The sequence below is a fragment of the Nocardioides sp. cx-169 genome, from assembly GCF_021083605.1.
Classification (GTDB): domain Bacteria; phylum Actinomycetota; class Actinomycetes; order Propionibacteriales; family Nocardioidaceae; genus Nocardioides.
Genome location: NZ_JAJNRO010000001.1, coordinates 13,759 through 29,189 on the forward strand (window position 1 = coordinate 13,759; position 15,431 = coordinate 29,189).

At 71.9% G+C, this 15,431-nt stretch carries 9 protein-coding genes; 5 read left to right on the forward strand and 4 right to left on the reverse strand.

Annotation, left to right across the window (positions count from 1 at the left end):
- The first annotated feature begins 129 nt into the window (after window positions 1-129).
- Together LRP67_RS00085 and LRP67_RS00090 are read left to right on the forward strand one after the other, a co-directional pair.
- Complete coding sequence (locus LRP67_RS00085; protein WP_231267915.1) at window positions 130-4,953, forward strand: sortase domain-bontaining protein; 4,824 nt, start codon at window positions 130-132, stop codon at window positions 4,951-4,953.
- Window positions 4,954-4,959: 6 nt separating this feature from the next.
- On the forward strand, window positions 4,960-6,525 hold the full coding sequence (locus LRP67_RS00090) for an MDR family MFS transporter (protein WP_231267916.1): 1,566 nt from the start codon (window positions 4,960-4,962) through the stop codon (window positions 6,523-6,525).
- Window positions 6,526-6,530: 5 nt separating this feature from the next.
- On the opposite strand, the gene LRP67_RS00095 is transcribed toward LRP67_RS00090, so the two are convergent.
- The gene (locus tag LRP67_RS00095; RefSeq protein ID WP_231267917.1) at window positions 6,531-7,649 is read right to left on the reverse strand and encodes an oxidoreductase; all 1,119 of its coding nucleotides are present in this window, start codon (window positions 7,647-7,649) and stop codon (window positions 6,531-6,533) included.
- A 71-nt stretch (window positions 7,650-7,720) separates the two neighbouring features.
- Here LRP67_RS00095 and LRP67_RS00100 point away from each other — a divergent pair, with 71 nt between their 5' ends.
- Window positions 7,721-8,503, forward strand: a complete 783-nt coding sequence (locus tag LRP67_RS00100; RefSeq protein WP_231267918.1) for an MBL fold metallo-hydrolase — start codon at window positions 7,721-7,723, stop codon at window positions 8,501-8,503.
- Here LRP67_RS00100 and LRP67_RS00105 read toward each other — a convergent pair.
- Window positions 8,477-10,585, reverse strand: a complete 2,109-nt coding sequence (locus LRP67_RS00105; protein ID WP_231267919.1) for a phage holin family protein — start codon at window positions 10,583-10,585, stop codon at window positions 8,477-8,479. The two genes, LRP67_RS00100 and LRP67_RS00105, sit on opposite strands and share 27 nt — an antisense overlap.
- A gap of 298 nt (window positions 10,586-10,883) precedes the next feature.
- Here LRP67_RS00105 and LRP67_RS00110 point away from each other — a divergent pair, with 298 nt between their 5' ends.
- The gene (locus LRP67_RS00110) at window positions 10,884-11,030 is read left to right on the forward strand and encodes a hypothetical protein (protein WP_231267920.1); all 147 of its coding nucleotides are present in this window, start codon (window positions 10,884-10,886) and stop codon (window positions 11,028-11,030) included.
- A gap of 50 nt (window positions 11,031-11,080) precedes the next feature.
- Here the strand turns inward: LRP67_RS00110 and LRP67_RS00115 are convergent, their stop codons facing one another.
- Together LRP67_RS00115 and LRP67_RS00120 are read right to left on the reverse strand one after the other, a co-directional pair.
- On the reverse strand, window positions 11,081-13,855 hold the full coding sequence (locus tag LRP67_RS00115; protein WP_231267921.1) for a M36 family metallopeptidase: 2,775 nt from the start codon (window positions 13,853-13,855) through the stop codon (window positions 11,081-11,083).
- A gap of 371 nt (window positions 13,856-14,226) precedes the next feature.
- Window positions 14,227-14,376 carry a hypothetical protein gene (locus LRP67_RS00120; RefSeq protein WP_231267922.1) on the reverse strand — a complete coding sequence of 50 codons (150 nt, stop codon included), beginning with the start codon at window positions 14,374-14,376 and terminating at the stop codon, window positions 14,227-14,229.
- Window positions 14,377-14,479: 103 nt separating this feature from the next.
- Between LRP67_RS00120 and LRP67_RS00125 the strand changes: the two genes are divergently transcribed.
- Entirely contained in the window at window positions 14,480-15,043 is a 564-nt protein-coding gene (locus LRP67_RS00125) for a hypothetical protein (RefSeq protein ID WP_231267923.1), read from the forward strand.
- The last annotated feature ends 388 nt before the right edge of the window (window positions 15,044-15,431 follow it).

Below are 15,431 nucleotides of genomic sequence, written 5' to 3' on the forward strand. Positions count from 1 at the left end.
GACATGGGGTGACATTCGGCCGTGGGCAGCCACGACCTGCACTCCGATGGTGGATGAACGTGTCCAGCTCGGAGAAGAGGTGCTGTCGTGGGTATTCGACAGGTGGCTGTCCTGGCCGTAAGCGCGGTCGTGGCTGCGGCCCTGACGGTCGTCCCCGACGTGGCCCTCGCGCCGGCGTACGCCGACCCGCCGACGGGCGGGACCACGATCGTGGAAGAGACGTTCACCGGCAGGTCGGTGGCGGATCCGGCATGGACCGCCCAGGGAGACACCTGCCTGACCGGGGCCTTGACGGCGCCTCCGGCCGGGGCGGCCCAGATCCCGACCTGTGCGCGGCACCGGTCGGGCCCGGTGCCGACGCTCGGCGCCATTCCCGGTTACCTGCAGCTGACCGACACGAGCACCCAGACCGCGGGCAGCGTGCTGTACAACCGGCCGATCCCGGCCGTCGCCGGGGTGACCATCACCTTCGACCAGTACCAGTACGGCGGCACCGGAGCCGACGGCATCGGGTTCTTCCTCGTCGACGGGGCCACCGACCTGACCCGGACCGGCGGGGCCGGCGGCAGCCTGGGCTACGCCCAACGCACTCCTGCGAGCGGCGGGGACGACGAGCCGGGCGTCGTCGGCGGGGTCCTCGGCGTGGGGCTGGACGCCTACGGCAACTACTACGACGACGCCGAGAGGCGGGGGGACGGCTGCCCCGAGGACGAGCGCTCGCCCTCGACCGCGGAGGGCGCGGTCGCCCCGAACGTGATCACGCTGCGTGGCCCCGGCGACGGCATGACCGGGTACTGCTACCTCGCCTCCACCACGCCCGCGGACGCCGAGGACCCGAACGACCCGGGGACCACCCTCAACGGCGGCACGGGGACGCTGCGGGCCCGCACGCTCGCCGCGTCCCGGCGCCAGGTGAACATCACCGTCACCCCCGCGCCCGACCCGCGGATCATCGTCCAGGTCCGCTACAACCCCGCCGACCCGAACGACCCGTGGATCACCGAGCTCGACGTGCCCGCGCCCGCGGACCTGCCGAGCACCTACAAGTTCGGTTTCTCCGGCGCGACGGGCGCCGTGACCGACGTCCACCTGATCCGCAACGCCGTCGTCCGGTCGGTCAACCCCCTCGCCCAGCTGCAGCTGGAGAAGCAGGTCGACCGCGGCGCCGGCGCCCTGCCCGCCGTCATCACACCCGGCACCGTCATCCCCTACCAGTACACCGTCACCAACGCCGGGACGGAGACCCTCTCGGCCCTGGCGATCGCGGACGACACGATCACCGGACCGATCACCTGCGACGCCACCACGCTGACCCCGGCGCCGGCGGTGGGGTCGACCACGGTGTGCCGCGGGACCTACACGGTCACCGCCGCGGACGCCGACGCCGGAGAGGTGGTCAACATCGCCACGGCGAACGCCGTGAATCCCGGAGGCGACACGATCACCTCCCCGGAGGCCACGGTCACCGTCCCCTTGGTCTCACGTCTCGACCTGGCCAAGAGCGTGCAGACCGATCCCCCGTACACCGCCGGCCAGGAGGTCGAGTACCTCTACACGGTCACGAACACCGGTGGCTCCACCGTGACCAACATTGCCGTCACCGACGACCGCGTCTCCGCGGAGTCCCTCGTCTGCGAGACGAACGTCCTGGCACCGGGGGCGTCGACCACCTGCACCGGTACCTACACCGTCGACACCGCTCAGGCCAACGCTGCCGGGAGCATCGTCAACACCGCCGTCGCGCGGGGCGAGACACCCTTCGGCCAGGAGGTCGAGTCGCCCGAGGCCCAGGCGAGCATCGGCGTCAACACCGACATCGCGGTCCGCAAGACCGTCGACGACGCCACCCCGAGCGTGGGTGACACCGTCACCTTCACCGTCACCGCGACCAACAACGGCCCGGCAGCGGCCACCGGCATCCTGATCACCGACCTGCTCCCCGCGGGGCGGCTCACGCTCCTGACCTCCACCACATCGGGGCCCCAGCCGTCGACGTACACCGCGGGCACCGGCGCCTGGTCCATCCCCGCGCTGGCGGTCGACGCCACCGTGACACTGACCATCACCGCGCGGGTCGACACCAACGGGGTGGCCTCGAACACCGCGAGCCTGACCAGGCTCGACCAGCTGGACACCAACGCGGCCAACAACAGCGCCACCGCGACCGTGAACCCGGCATCGCTCGACCTTGCCGTCACCAAACAGGTCATCGGCTCCGAGGAGGTCGCAGCCGGGGAGCCGGTCACGTTCCGGGTGACGGTGACCAACCTGGGCCCGCGCCCCGGCACCGGCATCACCGTGAGCGAGGACCTACCGCCGGGCCTGACCTACCTGCCCGCCGAGTCGGGTGGCACCGGGAGCTACGACCCGGACACCGCCATCTGGAGTGTCGGCTCCCTGGCCGTGGGCGCGACCGCGACGTACGACTTCGTGCTCGACACCAGCACGGCAGGGACGTTCACCAACGCGGTCAGCCTCGCCACCGTGTCCCCCGCCGACATCAACAGCGCCAACAACTCCGCCTCGGCGACCGTGTCGGTACGCACCCCCGTCGCCGATCTCGTCATCATCAAGGGGGCCTCGCCGGAGGAGGCCGTCGTCGGGGACACCGTCACCTACACGGTGACCGTGCTCAACCGCGGCCCCGACCCGGTGCGCGGCGTCTACGTCACCGACGCCGGCCCCGAGGGCGTGACCATCCTGGACACCGTCCCCTCCCAAGGCACCGTCGACGTCGCCGGAGGCCGTTGGGACGTGGGCAGGCTCGCGTCGGGCGAATCCGCCACCCTCACCATCACCGCCCGGCTCGACTCGGAAGGGACCAAGGTCGACCTGGTCACGGTCGATGCGCCGCTGCTCGACGACCCGACTCCGGAGGACAACGAGTCCAGCGCCACCGTGACCACCCTGGCGCCCGCGGTCGACGTCGCCGTCACCAAGACGGTCGCCTCGGCGGGCGGTGGACCGGCCTCCGAGATCCCGCTCGGGCAGGACGCGGTGTTCACGGTGACCGCGACCAACCAAGCGGTCCCGGGCCAGCCCGCGACCACGGTCACGAACGCGGTGTTCACCGACCTCCTCCAGGAAGGACTGACCTTCGTGTCCGCGAGCGGCGATGGCACCTTCGACGCCGCCGACGGCACCTGGACCGTCGGGTCCATCCCCGTCGGGGGCACCGTCACCCTCACCATCACCGCGACCGGCACGAGCGTCGGCGAGCACACCAACACGGCCAGTCTGAGCAACCTCGACCAACGCGACGTCGATCAGACCAACAACTCGGCCTCGGCCTCGGCCACCTTCGTCGAGCTCGCGGATCTCACGATCACCAAGGCCGTCGACCAGGAGGTCGCCCAGCCGGGGGACACGGTCGTCTACACGATCACCGTCACCAACAACGGCCCCAACGCCACGGACGACACGATCGCCCACGACCCCGCGCTCATCCAGGCCAACATCACCGGCCACACCGCGGATCGCGGGACCTTCGACGAGAGCACCCGCGTCTGGACCATCCCGCGGCTGGAAGCCGGTGACACGGCCACGCTGCGGGTCTCGGTGCTGATCAGCGACAACGCCTCGGGGCACTACCGCAACCTGGTCGCGATCCAGGAGTCACGAGTCGAGGACCCCAACCCCGACGACAACACCGACCTCGCCGAGCTGTTCGCCCCGGCCGCGGACATCGCGGTCACGAAGACCGTCGACGATGCCACCCCGGCCCTCGGTGGCACCGTCACCTTCACTGTCGGCCTGCGCAACCTCGGCCCCGACCCCGCCGACGACGTGACGGTCGACGACGTCCTGCCGGCCGGGCTCACCTACCTCAGCAGCACGGCCTCGCTCGGCACCTACGATCCCGACACCGGCGTCTGGGACGTCGGCACGCTTGAGCCCGTCGACCTCCCCTCCTCCAGGCCCCAGGCGGTCCTGCGGATCACCGCGCGGGTCACCGTGGACGGCCCCCTCACGAACACGGCCACGTCCGATCGGTCTGACGCCTTCCCCTACGACCCCAACCTGGCCAACAACTCCGACTCCGCCACCGTGAACGGCGCGGCGCCCCCCGCGCCGGGACGACCGACCATCCGGACGCAAACCTCTAAGAAGCGGGTCACGCCCGGGCAGCCCTTCTACGACCGGGTCCGCATCACCGGCCTCGCCCGTGGCACGAGGGTCCCTGCGACCGCACGCCTCTACGGCCCCTTCCGGTCGTTCGCGGCGGTCGGCTGCGGATCGGCCAACCTGGCTCGCACCGTCGCGTGGCGTGCCCGGGCCGGCTGGACGCGCACGCCGGCCGTGCGGGTCTCCGAGCCCGGCGTCTACACGTGGCGGATCCGGACCCGGCCGACCGAGGCCAACCGGGGCGGGTGGAGCAGGTGCGGGCTCGCCGCGGAGACGACGACCGTCGCCAAGCCGTCCTACCCGACTCCGGTGATCAACGGCGGCTTCGCCGGCACCCTGCCCGGCTCCGGCTCCGGCTCCGAGCGTGGCACCCGGACCAGGATCCGCGCGCGTGCCATCGGGCTCGACACGGCCGTCCTCCCCACGAACGTCCGGCGAGGACACATGAACCTGCCGGGCGACGTCGACCTCACCAGCTGGCTGCGCAAGTCGGCCGCCGTCGGCGACCGGATCGGCACCGCGGTGGTTGCGGGCCACGTGTCCGACCGGCACGACCGTCCGGGCGCTCTGTGGGGCCTGCGCCGCGCCAGGCCGGGTCAGGTCATCACCGTCACCCGCGGCGGCGAGTCCTACCGCTACCAGGTGACCGGCACGGAGAGGTACGACCGGACCCAGCGGCTGCCGAGCCGGCTGTTCCGGACCACCGGGGCGCACCGGCTGGTCCTGGTCAGCTGCACCCGCCGCGTCGTGTACTCCAACGGGCACTTCCACTACACGAAGTACCTCGTCGTGGTCGCCAAGCCGCTCGGCAGCAGGCTGAGGGAGTAGTCGGGGATGGCTGTCGGCCCCTCGACCGGCCATGCCCCCGGCATGGAGCCGTCCGCGAAGCTCGACCGCACGGTGGTCGTCACCGGGCTGGTCATCGTGGCGGGCATGCTCATGTCCGTGCTCGACAGCACGATCGTGAACGTCGCGCTCGACACCCTGAGCTCCGACCTCGACGCCTCGCTGGCCAAGACCCAGTGGGTCGTGACCGGCTACCTGCTGGCCGTCGCCATGGTCATCCCCATCACCGGCTGGGCCATGGACCGCTTCGGGTCCAAGCGGATCTGGATCCTGGCGGTCGCCTTGTTCATGCTCGGCTCCGCCCTGTGCGCTACCGCCTGGAACATGGAGAGCCTGATCGGGTTCCGCATCCTGCAGGGCCTCGGCGGCGGCATGCTGCTGCCGGCCGGCCAGACGATGATCGCCCGCGCGGCGGGGCCCGACCGGATGGGCAGCGCCATGTCGATCCTCGGCGTCCCGATGCTCCTCGGGCCGGTGTTCGGTCCCGTGCTCGGCGGCCTACTGGTGGAGTACACCACCTGGCACTGGATCTTCGTGGTCAACGTCCCCGTCGGCATCGTCGCCATCGCGCTGGCCGTGTGGAAGCTGCCCGCCGGGGCGCCTGCGGGCTCGTCGGTCCGGCTCGACGTCATCGGGGTGGTCGTGCTCTCGGGCAGCCTCGCCGCACTTCTCTACGGGCTCTCCGAGGCCAGCTCTCGCGGCGGCTTCGGGGAGTGGGGCGTCCTCGGATGGCTGATCGGCGGAGCCGTCGGACTGGCCATGTACGTCGCCTACAGCCTGGTTCGCGGCCCCGCCTCCATCATCGACGTCCGCCTGCTGGGCAACCGCGTCTTCGCCAACAGCACCGCCGCCGTCTTCCTCGTCGCCATCGGCATGTTCGGCGGCATGCTGCTGCTGCCGTTGTACTACCAGACCGTCCGGGACCAGGGCGCGCTCGACGCGGGCCTGCTGCTCGCACCGCAGGGCCTCGGCGCCATCGTCGCCGTGCTCCTCACCGGCAAGCTCACCGACCGCATCGGCGCGGGCTACGTCGTCCCGGTCGGCGTCGTGCTGGCCCTGATCGGCACGTTCCCCTTCACCCAGGTCGGCGTGGACACCTCCTACCTGTGGCTCTGCGTCGCCCTCTTCGTGCGCGGCATCGGACTCGGCGCGGTCATGATGCCGACCATCTCCTCGGCCTACAGCACCCTCAGCAGGGAGCAGGCATCCCGGGGAGCGCCCACGCTGTCGGCCATCCAGCAGGTCGGCGCCTCCCTCGGCAGCGCCGTGCTGATCACGGTCCTGACCCACGAGCTCACCCGCAAGCTCGCCTCGCGGGGCGTCGAAAGCGGGGGCAGCGGCAGCGGCGGCGGGGCCACCGAGCTGCATTCCATCCCCAAGAGCGAGCTGCCGGTCGTGGGGCCACTCCTCGCCGACTCCTACCAGGTCGCCTTCTGGGTCGCGTTCGCCCTCACCGCGCTGATCATCATCCCGGCACTGGCCCTCCCCCGGCATCTGCACGGCCGACCCGACCGGTCAGGCGCCGCCCCCAGCACCGGCGCGGCCGGCGGGTAGCGCCGTCAGCGCCGCGGGACGAGGCGCGCCACGCGGCCACCGCCGCCGGCGGCCCAACACGAGCCGTCGCGCGTGCAGTCGAGGGCGTGGTAGCCCGTCCCGCTCACCTGCCTCCAGCTGCGACCGCCGTCGCGGCTGACGCTGGTCCCCCTCACCTCGCCGGACTCGCCCGTGACGATCAGGCGCTGCCCGCGCCCCGGCAGGTAGGCGACGTCCTCCCCCAAGTGGCGCGGGTCGCCGGCGTTGCGCCAGGCCCTTCCGTGGCGAGTGACCGCCACGGCGTCGACGCCGTCGGCCGGTGCGGCGAAGTCTCCGCCGACGGCGACCCCCTCGTTCGGCGTACGGAACGTCAGCGCGAACACGCCCGCGGACTCGCCGGCCGGGATCGTCGAGTCGGTCGCCGTCCAGGTCCGGCCGAAGTCGTCGGAGCGGAAGACCCGCGAGACTCCTCCCCCGGAGCCGAAGTACGCCGTGCGCCCGGCGGTCACCAGGCAGTCGCCGCTGGCGGCGAACCCGAACTCCGTGGGGGCCTCCGGCATCCCGCCGTCCGGCAGGACCGTCCAGGAGCGGCCGGAGTCGCGCGTGGCGAGGATCCGGAACCTCCCGTCGACCGGGTCGCTCATCGCCAGCCCTCGCCTGCCGCCGGGGTAGAAGGCCATGCAGTCGTAGAACGCGGCCGGGTCGTCGTTGACGAAGGCCGCGGCCCAGCTCCGTCCACCGTCGATGGTGCGGTAGATCCGCGACGCGTCCCCCGCGCCGATGGCCAGCACCACGGCCTCCTTGGCGCTGCGCGCCTCCACGTCGCGAAACAGCAGTCCCTCGGTGTCGGGCGGGCTCACGTCGTCCCAGCTCCGGCCGCCGTCAGTGGTGCGGAACACCCGTCCGGGCGCGCCCTCGGTGGCGCTGCCGCCGGCCACCCACGCCACCCGCCGGTCGACCGCGTCCAGGCCACGGAAGCTCTGTTCGGCGTCGATGACCCGCTCGTCCCACGACGCCGCGTCGCCACGGCCCGCACCCGGCGGGCCGTGGTGGCCGGGGGCGCCCCCGCCCCCGGCGTACGACGGTCCCGCCAGCGCGGAGCCGATGAGGACAGTGGACAGGACGAGCGCCCCGAGTCGAGCCATGCCAGCACCCTGCTCCGTTACGACCACACCTGTCCAGTGGCAGCCTGCGCCGTCAGGGCTACGCTCGATGGGTGCGCTCGTCTCACGAGCAGCTGAGGCTCACGTGGCTGGGTCACTCGACGGTGGTGATCGACCTCGCAGGGACCCGGCTGCTGACCGACCCCCTGCTGCGAACGCACAACAACCTGCTGCGCCGCAGGGGGCCCAGGCCGAGCCGTGAGCAGTGGGCAGATCCCGACGCGGTGCTCCTCTCCCACCTGCACCTCGACCACGCTGAGCTCCGGTCCCTGCGCATGGTCGCGGGGGTGCCTGTCCTGACCGGCAGCCGCAACGCGGCCTGGGTGCGCCGACAGGGCCTGCTCGGCCGAGGCGCGGAGGAGTGGACCGATGTGGGCGCCGTGCAGGTGCGCTTGGTGCCCGCCGTCCACCACGGCCGACCCCTGCCGCACCGTCCCAACGAGGCCCACGGGCACCTGGTGCGCTCGGACGGCACCACGCTGTGGGTGGCCGGGGACACCGCCTGGTACGACCGGATGGCCGACCTGCCGGCGCTGGCGGGGACCGAGCGGCTGGACGTGGCGATCGTCCCGATCGGGGGGTGGGGTCCCCGGCTGTCGGCCCACCACATGGGCCCGGCACAGGCGGCGCAGGCGTGCGCGGTAACCGGGGCCTGCTACGCCCTGCCGGTGCACTGGGGCACCTTGCACCCACCCCTGATGACGACGTTCGGCGACTGGTTCGAGCGCCCCCTCGCCGCCTTCGAGGCGGAGGTCTCGGCCGTGGCACCGGACTGCCAGGTGATCAGGCTCGGGCACGGGGAGACCTGGTCATGTGAGGGTGGCCGGGACATCTGACTCGGGCGCCTCGGACTCCAGACGCTGGCCGGACTGCCGGAGGAACCCCAGCAGCACCTGGTGGAGTTGGTGGGCGCCCTCGATCCGCTCCGGCATGGAGCCGGCGAGGTCCTGCGGCGCCAGGAGGACCGCACTGTCCTGCCAACCGCCCAGGCCGCCGTGCGCCCCCACGAGCTCCTCGAAGGCCGCGATGTCGAGGGTCTGCTCGTCCAGAGAGCTGTTGAGGTAGAGGTCGGGCGCCTTCGGGTCCAGCACCGCACGCAGCAGCTGCCGCCTGGCGTGCTCGCCGAACCGGACCAGGGGGTCGGTGCCGGTGACCGCACCCGAGGCCAGGTCGACCCGGCCCCCGTCCCCGTAGGCCCAGGGGACCCCGTGCTCGTCGATCCCGGCGACGAACCCCACGCCCGGGTGCTCGCACAGCCCGGGAAGCAGGCGCGGCCAGCGGGCCGTCAGCGCGTCCAGGCTCTGACGGGTCTCGCCCGGCAGGTAGAAGAGCCCCAGGTTGCCCGAGCCGAGGACGACGGCGCGGCCGGGAGCCTGGACGTCACCGCCACCCCGGTCGCGTCTGCCGGCGTCAGGGCCGTCGCCCTCCCACTCCCGGTCGACCCGGCGACGGGCCGGAGCCGTGAGCCGGCCCGCGACCCCCTCCTCTCCGATGTCCTGGACCAGCGCGTGGGCCCGGCCCCAGCCCTCGTCAGTCTCCTCGTAGTCGTGGACGCGCTCGTCCATCAGCTCGGCGCAGAGGGCCGAGAGCTCCTGGCCGTAGCGGTCGGCGAACGGCTGACCCTGGGACTGGCCGTGATCAGAGACGACGACCAGGCGATAGCGCCGGGCAGCATGCTCGGCGAGCAGCTCGAGCTGGGCCAGCACCCGGTCCAGGCCCTCGAGGGCGGCCAGGGACTCGTGCCGGAACAGCCCGGCGTGGTGGGCGACCTCGTCGTAGTCGACGTAGTCGACGTAGATCACCTTGCGCCCCCGCTGCATCTCCTCGGCGATCAGGGCGGTGTTGAGATCGCGGAGCAGGCCGTTGGTCACGGCCCGGAGCAGCGCGAAGGTCCAGCTCCTGCGCACGCGTGGCACCAGCTCGTACCGCACCTGGGCGTGCGCCTGCCAGCGCTCCTTCGCCACCTCGCCGACCGTGCGGGTCAGGCTCCGGGCCAAGCCCGTGGGGGTGAGCATGAACCAGACCAGCGCCCTCCTCGTCTGGGGCGAGCCGAGACGGGCGCTCGCCCGGCTCATCGTCAGGGGCGCATTCTCGGCATCTCCGGAGAAGAGGTTCGAGATCGACACCCCGTCCTCGCAGAGCAGCCCCCGGCCGTTGCTCGCCCGCTCCTCGATGATCCGCGCGTCCGCGGGGTGGTTGGCGACCAGCACCCGGCCGAGCTCGCGGTCGTACCACCGGAAGCCCGGAACGCCGGCCACCGTGCCGTGCAGCACGCCGAGCTGGCTGGCCGGGGTGGTGCAGGGGAGCTGCGGGGTCCATTCGCGCAGGTGGTAGGCGCCGGAGGTCACCCACCGGCGGATCGTCGGCACCCCGCCGGCCTGCACTGCCCAGCGGAGCACCGGGAACGGCACCCCGTCGAGCTGCACGACGAGCAGGCCGTCGACCTCCGGGTCGGGGGGACGAACCGACCGGCCACGACGGGCGAGCGCGGTGGTGAGGGACTCGTCCGTGCCGGCGGTGAGGAGGTAGGCCGCGATCGTCCCGCCGGCGGCGCAGAGCCAGCTCGTGACGAAGGCCGCCGCCCAGGTCGCGGTGATCCCCGGGACGATGAGCATCGCGATGTGCATGACCACGCCCTGGGCGCCGAAGGCCAGGGGGAGCACGGTCAGCCAACCGAGTCGGACGCTGACCTCCACCAGGAGCGGGCGCACCAGGAAGCCGACGACGCCGCTGACCGCCGACACCCCGGCCAGGCTCCCCCACGAGGAGGCCTCGAGGTCAGGAAGCAGCCTGGCGGCCGCCCACAGGATGCTGGTGGAGACCAGCCAGGTGGCGAGGAGCCGTACGAGGTCAGCGAGGACGAACCAGCCCCGACCGCGCCGGCGCGCCCGTCTCGAGACCGGTGCGTCGCTCGCCATGGGGCGCCTCCAACCCGGACGGCGTCCGCCTCCTGAGTCGTCCCATCATGTCCCGCCGCGGGCTCCAGGAGAATGCCTCCGCACCATCGGCCGCCCTGACCCCCCGGTGGCTACCCCGGTGGCGATGCCTCCATCTCGGGAGGAGGGACGTGAGCAGAGCCGATGAGGTCGCCACCTCCACGGCGCACGAGCCGACCCGGCCGAAGCGGCTCGGCGGCAGCCCCGTGGTGATCCTCCTGATGGTGATCGTGCTCGTACCGGCGCGGCGGGGCCGGCATCGAAGGTGTCGGCGAGCGGTGTGGCTCGGCTTCACCGTCGTCCCGGCGTTCCGGCCGGCACCGCTGCGCGAGCGGGTCGTGTCGGCGACCGACGCGGCGAGGGCGTGCTGGACGAGCTGGTCCCGGACCGCGACCACCTCGACGACCGACAGCTCGCCGAGCTCTGACCCGTCGAGGCCCCGGCACGCGAACGTGTCGGGGCCCCGGCGGGTGTCGCTCAGCGGCCGAAGGCCTGGAACTCCGTCGCCCGGACGTTGAGGTCCTGGTCGCTGCCCGCCGAGCAGTCCGTCACGGCGCGCGGGTCCTCGTCCTGCTCACCGGCGTAGTCCGGGCCGCCGGTGCACTGGTTGGTGACGACCTGCAGCCACAGGTGCGTCGCCTTGGTACGCCGGATGTCGAACGACCGGATGATCAGGTCCGGCGCCCGCGGCCGGGGCGCCGTGCCCGGAAACGCGTCCTTCGGGCTGACGAACACCCGGGTGAACTCGTCCTGCTCGTCGCAGTCGACCCCACGGGCGATGGAGCACGACCACACCTCGAACTGCCGCAGGGCCGAGTAGCGGCTCTGACTCGGCTCGGCCGGGGTCCCGTCGGGGTTCGTGGCTGCTGGCCGCAGGTGGGCGCTGACCTGCACCCGCCGTACGTCCTGGCGCTTGGCGCCGGCCAGGTCGACGACGACGTGCTGCTCCGCGACCGGGGCGCCCAGGGCCGCCCACTGGGTGCCCTCCTCGTCGTCGACGAGGTTGACCAGGTCGCTGCCCGTGCCCTCGACCGCCGCACCGTTGGCGGCGGACGCCAGGTTGGTGTCCATCCGCGGTGCGAGGGTCTTGGCTCGGCCGGCGGACAGCGCCGTCAGCGGGATTCGGGCGTGGCCGTGGCCCGGGGCGCGGGCCACGAACTCGTAGTTGCCCGGCACCAGCTCCACCCGGTTGGGCAGCTCCGTGGTCGGGTCGGTGTCGGCCACCGGCACGGCCCGAGCCTGGTAGCGGCCCACGTAGAGCTGGGCGCCACGCACGAGGCGACCGCGCTCGTCGCGCGGCGCGAAGGTGACCGTCGACTCGCTGGCGTACGCCGACCGGAAGCTCGGCGTCGGGTCCGCGGCGGCGTAGCCGGCGCTGGTGGCACCCTCTCCGAGGCCACGGCGGGCGAAGGCGTTCCAGAGGATGTCCTGGTTGGCGCCGTTGAAGCGGAGCAGGTCCGCGGCGAGCAGCGCGTTGCGGGCGTCGACCTGGCTGAGCTGGCTGTTGGCCAGCAGCAGGAACGAGTCGAACACCAGCTGCATCCAGCGCCGGTTGCCCGGGCACCCGTTGACCGGCGTCAGCCCGTTGGCGCACGACTTGTTGAGGGCCGCGTCCCCGGCTCCGTACCGGCCGATGAAGGCCTGACGGATGTCGAAGTTGGTCGCGGTCCAGATCTCGCCGTCGGCGTGCACCTGCGGCCCGGTGACGTCGTAGCCGATGTCGCTGTAGTTGAGCGGGCTGCGGCTCATGTTGTAGTTGCGGATGCCGGCCACGGCGTCGCCGGTTGTGTACTGGCCGATCGTGAAGGCCTGGAGGCCCGGCGCGGCGTAGCCGTGCTCGTGGAGGTACTCCATGGCCATCTGATCGCTCCAGCTCTCGCTCATCCCCTGCGGCGAGCTGAGGCCGCCGTTGGGGCCGGCGACCATCCGGTTGCTGATCGCGTGGCCGTACTCGTGGCCGATGACGCTCATGTCGTAGTCGCCGTCGACGCACGGGGCGTAGAAGGAGCCGGCGATCGGCTGCCACATGTACATGTTGGTGATGGGCGCCTGGCCGTCGGGCGGGGTGAACTGGTTGGCGTTGTCACGCGCGGCGAAGGTGGGTGGACCGCCCGAGATCGCGCCGGCCTGGGCGTTGCCCTGCTCGTAGTCGTTGCCGAGGCCACCCCTGCCGCGGTTGTCCTTCTGCATGTTCCAGGTGCTCTCGACGAAGCCGAGGTGGTAGGACCAGTCGTGCATGCGGTTGTGCATGGCGAAGAGGTTCGCGCGGGCGGCGTCGAGGTCGACGTTCTCGGGGGAGCCGAACGTCGCGGGGTTGCAGCCCTCCTCGTACCACTGGTTGGTCCACCGGTAGACGTACTCCCGGGCCGGCGACGGCGTGGCCGTCTCGGTGCCGACGGTGCGCGAGTCGTTGCTGTTGCGGTTCTCGACCGCGATGGCGTTGTTGCCCAGCGTGGTGAACGTCGGCTGGTTGGTCGTCGGGTCGACGTCCCAGGGCGGCGAGGCGCTGGTGCCGACCCCCTCCTCGCAGCCGGCCACCGGCGTCCAGCACCAGGTCACGCGAGTGTCGCGCGAGGAGTAGTCCACCGGCGGGTTGCTCGGGAACACCTCCCACTCGGGGTTGTCGGCGTCGTGGTCGACGAGGTCCTCGCGGACCAGCACCTCGCCGGAGCGGGCGTCGACGTAGCTGGCGAAGCCGACGGCCTGGTCGTCCTCCGAGCGGAGCACCACCTGGAAGGCGGCGCGGGCCGCGGCGCCCGGTAGGGGCACGGCGACCTCGGTCGTCTCGAGCACGACGGGCTTGGCGATGCCGGCGTCGCGGGCGGCGAGCCGCTCGGCCTCGGCCGCCGTCAGGGTGGCCGGCGCCGGCGCCGCCGCGTCGCGCGCCAGCGACGAGCTGACGTAGAGAACCTTGCCGTTGCGCACGCCCACGGAGGCGATGCCGTCGACGCCGGCGGCCAGGTCGCCGAACTGCTGGCGCACGACCACCACGTCGGCGTCCTTGCCCAGCGGACGGCTGGTGAGCACCTCGACCGACTCCGCACCCCGGGCCGTGAGGCCCAGGACGTCGCGGGACCCGGTGAGGAAGTCGAGCGCGGCGGCCTTCGGATCGGCGGGCAGCCCCGTGGAGAGGGGTGCGCCGGTGGCCATCAGCATCGCCGGCGTGCCGAGCTTGTTCCACCGGGCCGTGGCGTCGAGGTCGTCGACGGCGGAGCGCTGCTTCGCGGTGGGCGCGGCCCGGCCGTCGCGCACGTCCTTGTCGCGCGACGCGGAGCCCTCCCCCTGGAACCCGGCGGCGCCTGTGCCCGGTGGATCGGCTGGTGGTGGGCCGGCCGAGGAGGCCGACGAGCTGGACGGTGCGAGAGTCGCTGCCAGGGAGATCGTTACGAGGGCAGCGCCGACTCCTCTAACCCGAGAACTGAGGTGCATCGGTGGGTCCCTTCCGGCGACCGCGGCCGCCGTGTCCGAGAAACGTGCGGGAACCTCGTTCTACTCCTCGCCGCACGCCGTGGGAAGGCCTCGACGGGTCGGACAGCCGTCAACTCCGGCCGCAACCCGACCGGTCGAAGCTCGGCGGGGCCCAGACACGTGTGCTGGAAGTCCTCTCTACCTTGGGGTCCTTGTCAGGCGCATGAGTGCTCGATCATCTGGCGGTGCGTGGGCGGGGCCGGGAGTGGCCGCGCGGCCTCGTCGATGGCGCTGACGTAGGCGTTCATCTTCTCGGCGAACGCCGCTGCGACCAGGTCATCGCGGGTCGGGAAGCGACGGAACAAGGTGGCGACACCGACCCCGGTCCGGTGCCCGGCTCACGCGAAGGGTCCTGTCATCAGCCCTTCACCGTCGGAGCCATGCAGCCTCGCGGCTAGCCTACGAAGTGTGGGATGGCGCGGCGCGGAATGCAGCGAGACATCTGCACATCCCGGCGTGGCCGCGGCGATCGGCATCATCGTGGCGGCTGGCCTGGCGATCACAGGATGGCGCTTCATAGGGCCGGACCATCTTGTCTACGCCTTTGTCGTGCAGGGCGGATTCACCTTCCTGGGCCTGCTCACCGGGCCCCTCTTCGTCGACACAGCACGCCGCCGATACACGGTCACCAGCGCAGAACCGAGAATCTATGCACTGCTCGGGGCCGACGCTCTGCGTCGATTACTGGGACGCATCGGCTGGAACTCGATCATCGGGAGCCTGCGTGAGCAAGGTGAGGGTCATACACGCCTGAGTCGCCTGCTTCGAGGCACAGAACTCTCCGAAACGGGTCACACCATCGCCGGGGGGGCGACGCTTCTGCTGGCAGCGGCGGCTATCGGCACAGCGCATTTCGTCGGAGCCACCCAGATCATGCTGGTCGGCGTCTTACTTCACGGGTACCCGATCATGATCCAGCGCATCGTCCGTCAACGCCTACGGCATCCTCAGAAATTGATGACCGACGATTGAGACGACCCCCATCAAGCTCCAGAGCCCCGCTGGGTGGTGGGCTGAGGTGGTCCTCGGTGCCCAGTGCATCCTCCGGGTGACCATCGGAGGCGGACGCGGGGACTCTGATGAACCGTGCAGCCATTCAGGTCAGCGCCGCCGCTGACGAACGGTACGTGCTGACCGAGCAGGTCAAGTACGCACTCGACTTCTAGTCGGCCGTCTTCTCCGCGCGAAAGGCCCCGGAACCATATGGTTCCGGGGCCTTTCGTTGCTTCAGGGGCGGGACTCACTCAGGCGAATCCGGGACTCAAACGTGCGACTCTCGGGACTCGACGGTGAGAACTCTTATCAGGTGTGATCGGACATCCAATGTCCGTCCCACGGCCACCGGGACATCCGGGGGTCC

Coding starts and splice junctions, on each gene's coding strand:
- LRP67_RS00105 (WP_231267919.1), bottom strand. CDS start 10,585: ATGGCGAGCGACGCACCGGTCTCGAGACGGGCGCGCCGGCGCGGTCGG.
- LRP67_RS00095 (WP_231267917.1), bottom strand. CDS start 7,649: ATGGCTCGACTCGGGGCGCTCGTCCTGTCCACTGTCCTCATCGGCTCC.
- LRP67_RS00090 (WP_231267916.1), top strand. CDS start 4,960: ATGGCTGTCGGCCCCTCGACCGGCCATGCCCCCGGCATGGAGCCGTCC.